At 41.1% G+C, this 13,799-nt stretch carries 11 protein-coding genes, 1 other RNA gene and 1 other annotated feature; of the genes, 3 read left to right on the top strand and 9 right to left on the bottom strand.

Annotated features, from left to right (window positions below):
- Positions 1 to 20: 20 nt before the first annotated feature.
- From mnmA to LF822_RS01320, 4 genes are read right to left on the bottom strand one after another with little or no spacing between them, the layout of a single operon-like run.
- Positions 21 to 1,133, bottom strand: a complete 1,113-nt coding sequence (gene mnmA, locus LF822_RS01335) for a tRNA 2-thiouridine(34) synthase MnmA (protein WP_253922161.1) — start codon at positions 1,131 to 1,133, stop codon at positions 21 to 23.
- A 15-nt stretch (positions 1,134 to 1,148) separates the two neighbouring features.
- Complete coding sequence (locus LF822_RS01330) at positions 1,149 to 2,288, bottom strand: cysteine desulfurase family protein (protein WP_253922160.1); 1,140 nt, start codon at positions 2,286 to 2,288, stop codon at positions 1,149 to 1,151.
- Between the two features lie 18 nt (positions 2,289 to 2,306).
- Entirely contained in the window at positions 2,307 to 2,726 is a 420-nt protein-coding gene (gene cymR / locus LF822_RS01325) for a cysteine metabolism transcriptional regulator CymR (protein ID WP_253922159.1), read from the bottom strand.
- A complete protein-coding gene (locus LF822_RS01320; RefSeq protein WP_253922158.1) occupies positions 2,671 to 3,363 on the bottom strand; it encodes a YczE/YyaS/YitT family protein in 693 nt (230 codons plus the stop codon). The genes cymR and LF822_RS01320 overlap by 56 nt, the downstream gene beginning before the upstream one ends.
- 125 nt (positions 3,364 to 3,488) lie before the next feature.
- Between LF822_RS01320 and LF822_RS01315 the strand changes: the two genes are divergently transcribed.
- Together LF822_RS01315 and LF822_RS01310 are read left to right on the top strand one after the other, a co-directional pair.
- On the top strand, positions 3,489 to 4,763 hold the full coding sequence (locus LF822_RS01315) for a replication-associated recombination protein A (protein ID WP_253922157.1): 1,275 nt from the start codon (positions 3,489 to 3,491) through the stop codon (positions 4,761 to 4,763).
- A gap of 84 nt (positions 4,764 to 4,847) precedes the next feature.
- Complete coding sequence (locus tag LF822_RS01310) at positions 4,848 to 5,474, top strand: RsfA family transcriptional regulator (protein WP_253922156.1); 627 nt, start codon at positions 4,848 to 4,850, stop codon at positions 5,472 to 5,474.
- A 50-nt stretch (positions 5,475 to 5,524) separates the two neighbouring features.
- Here LF822_RS01310 and ssrS read toward each other — a convergent pair.
- The 3 genes from ssrS to hisS all read right to left on the bottom strand — a co-directional run bounded on the left by ssrS (position 5,525) and on the right by hisS (position 8,837).
- Positions 5,525 to 5,713: non-coding RNA, 6S RNA (gene ssrS / locus LF822_RS01305), on the bottom strand.
- A 44-nt stretch (positions 5,714 to 5,757) separates the two neighbouring features.
- On the bottom strand, positions 5,758 to 7,563 hold the full coding sequence (gene aspS, locus LF822_RS01300; protein WP_253922155.1) for an aspartate--tRNA ligase: 1,806 nt from the start codon (positions 7,561 to 7,563) through the stop codon (positions 5,758 to 5,760).
- Entirely contained in the window at positions 7,560 to 8,837 is a 1,278-nt protein-coding gene (gene hisS / locus LF822_RS01295; protein ID WP_256521334.1) for a histidine--tRNA ligase, read from the bottom strand. The genes aspS and hisS overlap by 4 nt, the downstream gene beginning before the upstream one ends.
- A 71-nt stretch (positions 8,838 to 8,908) precedes the next feature.
- Positions 8,909 to 9,138 (bottom strand) — a binding site (T-box leader).
- A gap of 164 nt (positions 9,139 to 9,302) precedes the next feature.
- Between hisS and LF822_RS01290 the strand changes: the two genes are divergently transcribed.
- On the top strand, positions 9,303 to 10,781 hold the full coding sequence (locus tag LF822_RS01290) for an N-acetylmuramoyl-L-alanine amidase family protein (RefSeq protein ID WP_253922154.1): 1,479 nt from the start codon (positions 9,303 to 9,305) through the stop codon (positions 10,779 to 10,781).
- A 260-nt stretch (positions 10,782 to 11,041) separates the two neighbouring features.
- Here the strand turns inward: LF822_RS01290 and dtd are convergent, their stop codons facing one another.
- Positions 11,042 to 11,488 (bottom strand): D-aminoacyl-tRNA deacylase, encoded by a 447-nt coding sequence (dtd, locus tag LF822_RS01285; protein ID WP_253922153.1) that lies wholly within the window; start codon positions 11,486 to 11,488, stop codon positions 11,042 to 11,044.
- Between the two features lie 14 nt (positions 11,489 to 11,502).
- A complete protein-coding gene (locus LF822_RS01280) occupies positions 11,503 to 13,704 on the bottom strand; it encodes a RelA/SpoT family protein (RefSeq protein WP_253922152.1) in 2,202 nt (733 codons plus the stop codon).
- Positions 13,705 to 13,799 lie beyond the last annotated feature (95 nt).

Raw genomic sequence — 13,799 nt, 5'->3', positions numbered from 1 at the left:
CATGGCCTTCTTCTTTATTATCACCCTACATAATCAAGCGATTTGTTTTCTTTAACCACCTTGTCAATCGTTGCACCGCCCAGGCAGACTTCTCTGTGATAGAAGACGACAGCCTGACCGGGGGTGACCGCCCGCTCACGTTCATGAAATGTAACTAAATAAGTGCCATCGGCCCCAGGTGTAACAGTAACCTTACTGTCATCCTGACGGTAACGAAATTTTGCTGTACATTCAAATGATCCTTCAGGAGCTTTCCCGCTTGTCCAGTTCGCTTCAACAGCAATCAGACCTTCAGAATAAAGAGCTTCATGGTGGTAGCCCTGCCCTACATAAAGGACGTTATCTTCTACATTTTTTCCTACTACAAACCACGGCTCTCCAGCTCCACCAATCCCTAAACCTTGTCTTTGGCCTAAAGTATAATACATAAGACCATCATGCTCTCCCTTTACTTCACCATCAAGGGTCTGCATCGTTCCAGGCTGGGCAGGAATATATTCACTTAGAAATTCTTTGAAATTACGCTCACCTATGAAACAGATTCCGGTAGAATCTTTTTTCTTAGCTGTCGCTAAACCTGCTTCCTCAGCCAGTCTCCTTACTTCTTTCTTCTCGAGATGTCCAAGCGGAAACATGACTTTTGAAAGCACGTCTTGTGACAACTGATTTAAGAAGTACGTTTGATCTTTATTGTTATCTACACCCCGCAGCATTTCAAACGTTCCATCCACTTCACGAACCTGCGCATAATGACCTGTCGCCAGGTAATCTGCTCCTAATGCTAGAGCATGATCCATGAAGGCTTTAAACTTAATTTCTTTATTACACATGACATCCGGATTAGGCGTTCTCCCGGCTTTATATTCATCAAGGAAGTACGTAAATACTTTATCCCAGTACTGTTTTTCAAAGTTTACAGCGTAATAAGGTATATCCAGTTGGTTGCAGACCCGTATGACATCTTCATAATCTTCAGTTGCTGTACATACCCCGTTCTCATCGGTGTCGTCCCAGTTCTTCATAAATATACCGACCACATCATAACCTTGTTCTTTAAGCATCAGAGCAGAAACCGAAGAATCAACGCCCCCGCTCATACCCACAACGACACGTGTATCTTTTGGTTCTTTCATTTTAGTTCACCTTCCTTAACTCAGTCTTCGAATAATTTGACTGATTCTTCTTCCAGATTCAACCATCTGTTCTTCATGGTTGGCCATGCCGAAGCTGAATCTTATCGAATTCGTTGTCCTTTCATCTTCCGTTCCATACATTTCCGATAATACATGGGAGGGCTCTACAGACCCAGCGGTACAAGCACTACCGCTGGAAGCGGCAATTCCTGATAAATCAAAATTAGTAAGCAGCGTTTCCACATTCATGCCTGGAAAGCTTAAATTAATAATAGAAGGTGCGCTCATTTCTTTGACACCATTTATTGAAAAGTTGACCGCTTCATCTTGTAAGGTTTTTAAGAAGGTATCTCTGTAACGTTGGTAAGCTTTGAGTTTTTCCTCCCGTACTTCACCCATTATTTTTACAGCTTTTTCAAAACCTGCCACACTAGGAACATTTTCTGTACCTGCTCGTCGTTTTCGTTCCTGCTCACCGCCATGCTGAAGAGCTTGAAGGGCGGTACCTTCTCTCATATAGAGAAACCCAGTCCCTTTAGGACCGCTAATCTTATGGCTGGAAACAGCAAGTAAGTCAACGGGCAGCTTCTGAGTATCGATTTCATACAACCCAAATGCCTGAACAATATCAGAGTGAAAGCAAGCCTGATGATCTCGAGTTAACTCACTCAGTTCCTGAATAGGCTGAATTACACCTGTCTCATTATTTACCATCATTACTGAGACAAGAATGGTATCCTCTCTCAACAATCTTTTTAGGTCTTCTAATTTAACGCGGCCGTTTTCATAAACCGGTAAATAATCCACCTCAAAGCCTTGATGCTCAAGGTACTCTGCAGCATGTAAAGAAGCATGATGCTCAATCCGGGTAGTAATGATATGTCTGCCCTTATGCTGATTGGCCATAGCAGTTCCAATAATTGCTAAATTATCGGCTTCGGTGCCTCCACTTGTAAATATAATTTCTTTATCATCGGCATTTATACTTTCAGCCACTGTCCTTCTCGCTTCATCTAAAAGCTTCCGGGACTTTCTTCCATAAAGATGAACACTTGATGGATTTCCAAATGTTTCTTTAGAGACCGTAGTAATAACATCTATAACTTCTGGATGAATAGGAGTGGCTGCCGCATGGTCTAAATAAATAGAGTCCATCTTCTCCACCTCCCCAAATTAAATATAGAACATGTATGCATCTTGCGTTTGATCATCCACGTGATCCTTTAAATCTTCTAATGTCGTTGTATCTAATACATCTTTTACTGCATCTCTAACCCTTTTCCATAAAGCCTGCTTCGCCGGTTCTTCATCTTCAATGCCTTCAACTGGCGTTATAGGACCTTCCAGGACTCTGATAACATCGCCGGCGGTAATTTCATGCGGGGCTTTAGTAAGCATATAACCCCCGTAAGCTCCACGCACACTTTTGACTAAACTTGCATTTCTCAGCGGTGCAATCAGCTGTTCCAAATAATGCTCTGATAACTCGTTATCTCTAGCAATCTGTTTTAATGAAATTGGACCATCGCCATGCTTTCTAGCCAATTCGATCATTATGGTTAGGCCGTAACGACCCTTCGTAGATATTTTCATACCTTTCACCTTTCCTTATTAAGAAGTTCAAAAGTTGTTTTGACAATGGAAGAGAATAGCCGACAAGTGATCCGAGGAATAAAGCAATAAATATTGTTCCAGCTCCTACTGGGCCTCCTAAAAGCCAGCCAGCCAGAGCAACAGTAATTTCAATTCCATTTCGGACAGTCGATACCTTCCATTGGAGCCAATCTGTTAATAATAACATTAGACTGTCTCTAGGACCGGCTCCAATAGAAGGAGCAACGTACACTCCAATTCCTATAGCAGTTATAATCGTTCCCATTACAAACACAGCTATTTTTGAAACAAGCCACTCGGGCTCTGGTAATATCCAATTAAAAAAGTCTATAAAAACGCCTATCATTACCATATTTAATATTGTGCCAATTTGCGGTATTTGTTTTCTTGCAATCGAACTAACGACAACAATTACAATCCCGGCAATAATAGACCATGACCCTACTGTTAGGCCAAACTGTTCGTACAATCCATAGTGAAATACATCCCAGGGCCCTATGCCGAAGTCTCTGACTTGCATCGTTAATGATATACCAAATCCTAAAATCACTAACCCTGCAATAAAAAAAGACCAGCGCAGCCCCATAATCGGGCGATTCAACCGATCATTTTTCATACCTGAGCTCTCCTTACTCCATTATACCAAACGCTATTATAGCATGAATAGCAACTCTCTTGCATTTTAATAGCTTTCGGCATACCCTTAACATGATTACCTATGTAAAGGAGCTTTTCCCCTTAATGAGCATTCAACCTCTAGCCTATCGGATGAGACCCTCATCTATACAAGATATTATCGGGCAAAAACATTTAGTTTCAGAAGGAAAAACAATAAATCGAATGGTTAAAGCTGAACGATTAGCTTCAATGATCCTTTTCGGTCCTCCTGGTACCGGAAAGACATCTATGGCAACCGCTCTGGCCAAGCACTTAAATCTTCCCTTTAAAATGCTTAATGCCGTAATTGATAAGAAAAAAGATATGGAAATCGTTGTGGAAGAAGCAAAAATGCACGGGGAAATGGTACTTATACTCGATGAAGTTCATCGTCTCGATAAGGCAAAGCAGGACTTTTTACTTCCTCACTTAGAAAGTAACCGCCTGACTATGATCGGATGTACAACAAGCAATCCATTTCATTCCATTAACCCTGCTATACGGAGCCGTTGTCATCTATTTGAGCTTTACCGTTTGGAGGAAGAAGATATTAAAGAAGCCATATATAAGGCTTTAAAAGATAAAGATGACGGTTTAGGACGCATCTCTATCGAAATTACTGATGAAGCACTTGAACATATAGCCCTCAGTGCTAACGGTGATCTAAGAGCTGCGTTAAACGGTCTCGAACTGGCTGCTTTCTCGACTCCCGAAAATGAAGAAGGGATCATTATTATCAATTTGTCTTCTGCTGAAGAATGCATGCAGAAGAAAAGTTTCTCTCACGATAAGGAAGGAGATGCACATTATGATGTGCTATCCGCTTTTCAAAAGTCAATCAGAGGAAGTGATGTCAATGCATCTCTTCATTACCTTGCACGCCTGATTGAAGCGGGCGACCTTGATAGTATTGCACGCCGAATGGTAGTTATTGCTTATGAAGATATCGGATTAGCCAATCCCCAGGCGGGGCCAAGGGCGTTAGCTGCAGTAGAAGCTGCAGAAAGGTTAGGGTTTCCGGAAGCGCGTATTCCTCTGGCGAATGCAGTTACAGAGCTGGCTTTATCACCTAAATCGAACAGTGCTTATAAAGCTCTAGATGCTGCCCTTGCAGATTTACGTACAGGAAAGAGCGGTGATGTTCCGTTACATTTGAAAGATTCTCATTATAAAGGAGCAGCGTCTCTGGGACGAGGCACAGAATATAAATATCCTCACAACTATCCAAACGCATGGATTGATCAGCAATACTTACCAGATAAATTAAAGAACGCCAATTACTATGAACCTAAAACCACAGGAAAATTCGAACAAGCTTTAAAGCAGGTATTTGATAAAATTAACCAACAAAAATCGTAATGAAGTATATTCTTTGTCTGCTTTGGTCACAATAGTAGCAAATCTGACAAACTATTGTTCTAATAGTTCAACAGGAGGGTTATTATGCCAAAGGTAAGACAAGACGCCTGGTCTCATGAAGATGATTTATTATTAGCTGAAACTGTACTCCGTCACATCCGTGAAGGCAGTACCCAGTTAAGAGCGTTTGATGAAGTTGGAGATGTGCTCAATCGTACCTCAGCCGCTTGCGGATTCAGGTGGAATGCAGAAATCCGCCAGAAATACGAACAGGCAGTTGAACTCGCTAAAAAGCAAAGAAAAGAAAAGAAACGCAGTGAAGCAGCTTTTGCACAGCCGGTAGTAAAGAAACACTCCGAGCCTCAACAACCTGTCGCTGTTCAACAAGAAACTCAAGGAACACAGGAAACGAAGGAATCTATTACTGATTTATCTCAAGTAATTTCCTTTTTACAGGCTTTACAGTCAAGCGATCATGATCAGTCAGAGTTAAATAAAGAAGTTCAAAAGCTGGAGGAAGAAAATTACATCCTTAACCAAACGAATCAGAAGCTTCAAACTCAACTAGATTCATTAAAAGAAGATTATCAAGCATTTATTTCCATAATGGACCGTGCTAGAAAAATGACGATGTTTGAAGAACAAGATGTGATGAATAAACCATTCTTTAGAATGGAGAAAAACGGCAATCTGGAGCACCTGGCAAAATAGAAAGTGCGAGCTTAATAAGCTCGCACTTTCTTTCACATATAAAACAAAAAACCAATCCCAATTGTGCCGTTGCATCATGAGTTTTGAACCCGCTCCAGGCAGGTGGGTGCCTTGCTTCACATTTCTTGCGTCCTCTGAATGTAATAAAGAGGCTTGCATTCCGTGTGAAGACGTCAGGCTCCCGTCTCAATAATGTTCGGTCAAAACGTACATTCGAACAACGTACACATCAGGATTGGTTTATTATTTTGTAATCAAATCATAGCATAATTTTTTTTTCTAATCAAGCATGAGGAGATGAATTCTCTCTAATACTTCTGTCCCGTTTTTTATTTTTTAATTGTAAATTCAGTTCATCTAACTGCGATTCACTTACATGTCCAGGTGCATCTGTTAACGGATCCTGCGCAGAAGCCGTTTTAGGGAAAAGAATCGTATCCCTTAAGTTTGTTCTACCAGACAGCAGCATAATAAAACGGTCAAAGCCTAAAGCGATCCCTCCATGGGGCGGCGTACCGTATTCCAGGGCCTCAAGCAAAAATCCAAACTGTTCGTCTGCTTCCTCTTTAGAAAAGCCTAACGCTTCAAACATGCGGTCCTGCATCTCTTTTTCATATATACGCAGCGAACCTCCGCCTAATTCATAACCGTTGAGTACAATATCGTAAGCCTCAGCTCTAGCCTCCGCTGGGTTATCAATAATTTGACTTACCTCTCCCCCGGCAGGCATCGTAAATGGATGGTGAGCAGCAAAATACCTGCCTGCTTCCTCGTCATATTCAAATAACGGCCACTCCGTTACCCAGAGGAAGTTAAATTTAGAAGGATCAATCAAATTTAGAGCCCTTCCTAATTTCAGCCTTAATGCACCTAAACTGTCATAAACGACCGATGTTTTATCGGCAACAAATAGAAGTAAGTCGCCGTCTTCAGCATTCATAGCTGTCATTAATTCAGTAGCTTCCTCTTCCGAGAAAAACTTTGCGATGGGACCATTCAGTTCTCCTGCTTTTACCTTCAGCCATGCTAATCCTTTAGCACCATAAACTTTCACATCGTCTGTCAGTTTATCAATATCTTTTCTTGAAAATGATTCAGCTTCACCTTTTACATTTAAGCCGCTTACTTTCCCACCGGAAGCTACCGCACTACTGAACACTTTAAAGCCAGAGTCTTTCACTATTTCAGAAAGAGTAATCAACTCTAATCCAAAACGCGTATCCGGCTTGTCTGAACCAAAACGCTCCATCGCCTCGTCATAAGGCATTCGTTGAAATGGAGAAGCCACGTCAATTCCTTTTACTTCATTCATTACCTTTTTCATCATTCTTTCTGTCATGGCCATAATCTCTTCCATTGACATAAATGACGTCTCAATATCTACTTGAGTGAACTCAGGCTGGCGGTCTGCTCGTAAATCTTCATCTCGAAAACAACGGGCAATTTGGTAATATTTCTCAAATCCTCCCATCATCAGCATTTGTTTAAACAATTGGGGAGATTGTGGAAGAGCATAAAACTCGCCCTCATGTACACGGCTGGGGACGAGGTAGTCTCTCGCTCCTTCAGGCGTGCTTTTAGTCAGCATGGGCGTTTCCATTTCTAAATATCCTTCTTCGTTTAGAAAATTACGCATCACCTGCGTAGTTTGATGACGAAGCTTAAAAGTTTCCTGCATTTCTTTGCGTCTTAAATCCAGGTATCGATATTTTAAACGAATGTCTTCTGCAACTTCTGAATTTTCTTCAATCATAAATGGTGGAGTCTTGGCTTTATTTAATACTTTAATATTCTGGGCCAGTACTTCAATTTCCCCAGTTGCCATATTGGGATTAACGGTACTGTCATCGCGAATCACTACCTTGCCGGTAACTTCAATGACGTACTCACTGCGAATGTCCTCTGCTATCTTTAATGCTTCAGATGATTCATCGGGGTTAAACACGATTTGTACGAAACCTGACCGGTCCCTCAAATCAATAAAAATCAATCCACCGAGATCGCGTCTTTTTTGAACCCATCCATTTAACTTAACGTGTTCACCTTTGTCTGATGGACGTAATGTGCCGCAATGTATTCTTTCCATCATTCTTCCCCTCCTGCCAGCTTTTGTTTAAAGTATTGAATAACCTGCTTTAAAGGCAGTTCCATTTGTTCACCAGAACTCATATCTTTAACAGATACAGAACCTTGCTCTAATTCTCGTTCTCCAAGCACGACTACATAACGAGCATTCAAGCGGTCGGCTGCTTTAAATTGACCTTTCATTTTTCTTTGAAGGTAATCCTTATCCACCTGGACGCCAGATTGCCTTAATTGATAGGTTAAATTTACAGCTTCTTTTTCAGATGTCTCTCCTAAAGCGACAATGTAAACGTCCAGAGAATCTTCCAAAGGCAGGTCTGCTCCTTCTGCCTCCAGTGCCATAAGCAAACGTTCTATACTTAAGGCAAATCCGATACCTGACGTTACCGGCCCTCCGATTTCTTCCACCAGACCATTGTAACGGCCTCCGCCGCTTAATGTCGTAATTGCTCCAAATCCTTCAGCCTCGCTCATTATTTCAAAGGCAGTATGATTGTAATAGTCCAATCCGCGGACTAAGTTAGCATCCACTTCATAAGGGATTCCCATTTCATCTAAATAAGCTTTCACTTTTTCAAAATACTCAAGAGATGTTTCATTTAAATACTCTAAAATGGAAGGAGCAGAACTCATAGCGTGATGCTCTCTGTCTTTTTTACAGTCGAGCACCCTCAGCGGATTATGATCTAGACGAACCTGACAATCTGAGCAAAGTTCTTCTCGATATGGAGTAAAGTGTTGAATAAGAGCATTTTTATGAGCTTCCCTGCTTTCTCTATCGCCTAAACTATTTATGACAAGCTTTAAAGATTTTAAACCCATTTCTTCATAAGCACTCATTGCAAGGGCCATGACTTCCGCGTCCACTGAAGGATCATTGCTTCCGAGTGCTTCTATCCCAAACTGTACAAACTGTCTTAATCTTCCTTGCTGCGGCCTCTCATAACGAAACATAGGACCGATATAAAACAGCTTAGTCGGCTGATTTGGCAGTCCAAATAATTTATTTTGAACAAACGACCTAACAGTAGACGCTGTCCCTTCTGGACGCAGAGTAACACTTCTTCCACCTCGATCTTCAAAGGTATACATTTCCTTCTGGACAATATCTGTACTATCACCGACACCCCTCTGAAACAATTCGGTATGCTCAAATATCGGTGTTCGAATTTCTTTGTAGTTGTAGCGCCTGCAAATATCGATTAATTTTTGTTCGACATACTGCCATTTTTCTGATGTTCCCGGTAATATATCTTGAGTTCCTCTAGGACCTCTCATGTTTATTTCCTCCTTATCAGCACCTGAATAATATCAACAAAAAACTCCCGTCCCTTTCTAATCACTGACTAGAAAGGGACGGGAGTTTTATCCCGCGTTGCCACCCTAATTGAGACGTTTCCGCCTCCACTTTAAAAGCAATTAACGCCTGCCTGCGACCCTATTTACTGAGCTTGAGCTGTTCAATAGGATACCTAAGAGATGTCTTTCATCTGTATCGTGCAGGAAATGCTTTCAGCCTGAGGCATTTCTTCTCTTTGTACACAAATAACCAAATTACTTTTCTCTTCATTGGTTTTATCGGTTCATTTAGAATATGAATTCTATCATAAGGTTTGTAACTGTGTTATGTCAAGTTTAAATAAAAGAATTCAGTGCAGGAATTTTTTTGCAAAAAAAGAAGGGATAACACTTTTTTTGTCGAATGGTTATAAGCATTAAAAAAATGGAGGTGGATGTAATATTATGAAAGGCTGGCTGTCAATTTTGTTTATATTGGCCGGCTTATTTTGGATGATTCCCGCTACAGCCCATGCTGACACAGCAAATGTTCAAGTCGACAATTTGAACGTAAGGACCGGTCCTGGTCTGTCAAATTCTGTAATAGGTAAGGTTCAAAAGAATGAATCCTTTTCTATAGTTGATCAAAGAGGAGACTGGGTAGAAATTAAATGGAACAACAAGACTGGCTGGGTAGCAGACTGGCTTATCCAAATTAAGCAGGACGAAACTGTACAATCTAAAGTTGATTATTTAAGGGTTCGTTCAAAAGGTAGTTTGAGTGGAGGCGTACTTGGTTATTTAATGAAAGATGAGAAAGTAACTAAAGTCGGTGAATCAGGAGATTGGGTAAAGATTGAGCGCTCTAAAGGTTCCTCAGGTTGGGTACATAAAGATTATTTAGGTACATACAACACCGATACACCAAAGGATGATACTGCTTCAAGCCGTCCTTCATCACTTGGGGAAGTTAAGGTTGCCACTGCGGTTTTAAATGTAAGGAGTGAGGCAACGACTAATAGTTCAATCCTTAAGCAAGTGAGAAAAGGCAGCAGCTTTGAGTATATTGACGAAAAACAAGGCTGGTATAAGATCAAGCTGGATGGAAGCAAAACCGGATGGATAGCTGGCTGGCTGGTCTCAAGGTCAGGTGATGCTTCATCTGATGAAAGTGCTTCAGGAACTAAATCGAAGGTAACACTTCAATACAATGCAACAAATATTAGATCCGGCCCCTCGACCGGGCACAAAGTACTTGGACGGGCAGGTCAAGGCGATCAGTTCGACGTAGTCAGCAAGGAAGGAAAATGGTATAAGATTTCTTATAAAGGCAGCGAGGCTTATGTAGCAGGCTGGATCGTGGATGAGAGCGATTCATCCAAACCAACCCCGGTTTCTTCTTCTCATCTCAACGGTAAAACGATTGTAGTGGATGCCGGGCACGGAGGATTTGATCCGGGAGCTGTAGGACACAGCGGAACATATGAAAAGACGCTGACATTGCAAACTGCTAAAAAGCTTAAATTCACCCTCGAGCAAAATGGTGCAGAAGTAGTCATGACAAGATCAAATGATTCTTACCTATCTCTTTCTGCCAGAACTGCATTATCCAATGCAGCAAAGGGAGACGCATTTATTAGTGTTCATTATAATAGTGTACCTCAAACTATTAAGGCTTCAGGAATTAACACTTATTTTTACAGCTCGAATACAAGAACATTAGCTTCAAACGTTCAATCTGGAGTCACACAAGCTACAGGATTAAGAGACCGCGGCATAAAGCAGGGCAATTTCCATGTCATCCGCTATAACAAAAAACCATCAATTATGGTCGAGTTAGGTTTCATCTCAGATGCTGATGAGGTAAAAACAGTGAAAACGTCAGGCTATCAGTCAAAAGCGAGTCAGGGTATAGCAAATGGATTAATCTCATATTTCAAATAAAGGGAAACTTAGAGATAATTTAACGATGATGTCAAAAACGAACAATAAAATTTTAATAGTTAAACGCATATCATCAGCGTAGTCAAAATGCTCAAGACTTCTATGGGAACAGCGCGGGCTTAAGCCCCGCTGGGTCCACGGAAAGCGAATTTTGACGGAGCGATGGTAAAAAAACTTTCCCGGCACATAAATAATCCGAACTGCTTTCATTGGAATCGTTCGGATTATTTTTTGCTTTATTCATTTTTTCCCAGCCTCATTTAACGATCTTTACTATCTAAAATTAAGGTAACAGGTCCGCTGTTGATTAAATGTACATCCATCATTTCTCCAAAACTGCCGGTCTCGACTTGTACCCCTTCTTCCCGTACAAGTTGATTAAACTTGTTATAAAGCTCATCTGCTTCAGAAGGGTTAGCAGCCTTCATAAAATTAGGTCTTCTTCCTTTTCGAGTATCCCCGTAAAGAGTAAATTGAGAAATAGACAAAAGCTCCCCATCCACATCTTTTAATGATAGGTTTAATTTACCTTCATCATCTTCAAATATTCGGAGATGAGGAATTTTAGAAGCTAAGTAGCGGGCATCTTCCGCTGTATCATCATGAGTTACGCCAAGCAGTATAACAAGACCATGGCTGATTTCTCCTATTACTTCTCCGTTTACCGTTACACTTGCTTCAGCTGCACGCTGGACTACTGCTTTCACATTTATTCCTCCGTTTACTGCATCACGCGGCGCACCGTATACACGTCATGAATCTGCTTAATTCGTTCAACAATTTTTCTTAAATGATCAGTATTTTGAATTAGAATTGTGATATGAATAGTGGCCATCTTATTACGATCCGATTTACCGGACACCGCAGTGATATTCGTTTTTGTTTCATTTACCGCCTGAAGCACTTCATTTAGTAAGCCGCGGCGGTCATACCCCCATATCTCGAGGTCCACATGATACTGCTTCGTGTCACTTGGTCCTTTTTCCCAGTAAACAGGTAAAAGTCTGGCTTCCGCTTCTTCTGTCTGCACATTAGGACAGTCAGCTCTATGAACGGAGACCCCTCTTCCTTTCGTAATGTACCCGACAATCTTATCGCCGGGGACAGGATTGCAGCATTTTGACAAACGGACCAGTAGATTATCGACTCCTTCAACACGGACACCTGAGTCTTTCTTCCCTCTGGACGAAGATGTTTTTATTTCAGTCGTAGAAACATCCGCCAGCGTCTGTTCTAAGTCTTGTTCTTTCTGAATTTGTTTTCGCAGTTTCTCTGTTAGACGGGTCGCTATCTGGGAAGCCGTTATACCCTGATATCCGACGGCAGCAAACATATCTTCTTCGTTTGCAAAGTTAAACTTCTCAGAAACCCGGTCTAAATTCTCAGAAATAAAAACTTCCTTCGGCTGAAGACCCATATTACGGATTTCTTTTTCAACAAGTTCCTTACCTTTTACAATATTCTCTTCTTTACGCTGGCGTTTGAAGAACTGTTTAATTTTATTCTTAGCCTGCGAAGTTTGAGCAAGCTTAATCCAGTCCTTGGACGGACCATAAGAATGCTTCGATGTCATCATTTCAACAATATCGCCGGTATTCAGCTTATAATCAAGCGGCTCCATTTTCCCATTCACCTTAGCCCCAATCGTCTGATTACCAACTTCTGTGTGAATACGATAGGCAAAATCAATAGGGACAGAACCAGAAGGGAGCTCGACTACCTCCCCTTTTGGTGTAAAAACATATACCATATCGGAGAAAAGGTCTACTTTAAGAGATTCCATAAATTCTTCTGCGTCATGAGTTTCACTTTGAGAATCAAGGATTTCTCTAAACCAGGTTAATTTCTCTTCAAAGGAATGAGTTGAAGCCTGTCTCCCTTCTTTATAAGCCCAGTGTGCCGCTATCCCATATTCAGCTATCTCATGCATTTCGTGAGTGCGGATCTGGACTTCAAGCGGGTCCCCCTTCGGGCCGATTACAGTCGTATGAAGCGACTGATACAAGTTAGGTTTCGGCATCGCAATATAATCTTTAAAACGACCAGGCATCGGTTTCCAGCATGTGTGAATAATACCTAACACGGCATAGCAGTCTTTAATACTGTTTACAAGTATACGTACAGCTAAAAGGTCATAAATCTCATTAAATTGCTTATTCTGCAGTACCATTTTGCGATAAATACTATATAAGTGCTTGGGTCTTCCATTTAAATCGGCATCTATATTGACATCTTTTAACTGTGTGCTGATTTCATTCATGACATCATCAATATAATATTCGCGTTCATTCCGTTTCTGCTTCATTAAATGCACGATACGATAATACTGCTGAGGATTTAAATATCTTAATGCCGTATCTTCAAGCTCCCACTTGATTGTTGAAATACCAAGTCGATGGGCTAGCGGGGCAAAGATTTCCAAAGTTTCATTAGATATTCTCCGCTGCTTTTCAGAGGGTAAATGCTTAAGAGTGCGCATGTTGTGCAGCCGATCAGCTAATTTTATTAAAATAACCCTCATGTCTTTTGCCATGGCCACAAACATTTTCCTATGGTTCTCAGCCTGCTGTGCTTCTTTTGATTTATATTTAATTTTTCCTAATTTTGTAACACCATCGACAAGCATGGAGACTTCTTCCCCGAACTTCTCCTCTATATCTACCAATGTAAAATCAGTATCTTCGACTACGTCATGAAGAAAGCCGCCTGCTATCGTTTCAGGATCCATTTCTAAATTAACTAAAATACCGGCAACTTGTATAGGATGAATAATATAGGGTTCTCCCGATTTACGATACTGCTCGCTATGTGCACGGTTGGCAAACTCAAAAGCCCTGCGGATAAACCCCAGGTCTTCGTGATTCATGTATTGACCAGCCTGCTCAACCACTTCTTCGGCAGTTAAAATTTTATCTTTTGCCATACGATCACCCTGATTTCTCTAAGCTTCCAAAAATAAGATGGTTTGTGTTTCATTATCAAAAAAAGATCTTGAAAAGTAAAGAAAAAACGTTTAAA

Origin of the sequence: Halobacillus sp. A5 (assembly GCF_024189315.1) — a bacterium.
In the GTDB taxonomy this organism is placed as follows: Bacteria; Bacillota; Bacilli; order Bacillales; family Halobacillaceae; genus Halobacillus_A.
The sequence above is the reverse complement of the archived record's forward strand: the minus strand, read 5'-3'. Positions and strand labels throughout refer to the sequence as shown.

What these genes read in the sequence shown, in the direction of transcription:
- mnmA (WP_253922161.1), bottom strand. Translation starts at nt 1,133, where the DNA reads ATGAAAGAACCAAAAGATACACGTGTCGTTGTGGGTATGAGCGGGGGC.
- LF822_RS01330 (WP_253922160.1), bottom strand. Translation starts at nt 2,288, where the DNA reads ATGGACTCTATTTATTTAGACCATGCGGCAGCCACTCCTATTCATCCA.
- cymR (WP_253922159.1), bottom strand. Translation starts at nt 2,726, where the DNA reads ATGAAAATATCTACGAAGGGTCGTTACGGCCTAACCATAATGATCGAA.
- LF822_RS01320 (WP_253922158.1), bottom strand. Translation starts at nt 3,363, where the DNA reads ATGAAAAATGATCGGTTGAATCGCCCGATTATGGGGCTGCGCTGGTCT.
- LF822_RS01315 (WP_253922157.1), top strand. Translation starts at nt 3,489, where the DNA reads ATGAGCATTCAACCTCTAGCCTATCGGATGAGACCCTCATCTATACAA.
- LF822_RS01310 (WP_253922156.1), top strand. Translation starts at nt 4,848, where the DNA reads ATGCCAAAGGTAAGACAAGACGCCTGGTCTCATGAAGATGATTTATTA.
- aspS (WP_253922155.1), bottom strand. Translation starts at nt 7,563, where the DNA reads ATGATGGAAAGAATACATTGCGGCACATTACGTCCATCAGACAAAGGT.
- hisS (WP_256521334.1), bottom strand. Translation starts at nt 8,837, where the DNA reads ATGAGAGGTCCTAGAGGAACTCAAGATATATTACCGGGAACATCAGAA.
- LF822_RS01290 (WP_253922154.1), top strand. Translation starts at nt 9,303, where the DNA reads ATGAAAGGCTGGCTGTCAATTTTGTTTATATTGGCCGGCTTATTTTGG.
- LF822_RS01280 (WP_253922152.1), bottom strand. Translation starts at nt 13,704, where the DNA reads ATGGCAAAAGATAAAATTTTAACTGCCGAAGAAGTGGTTGAGCAGGCT.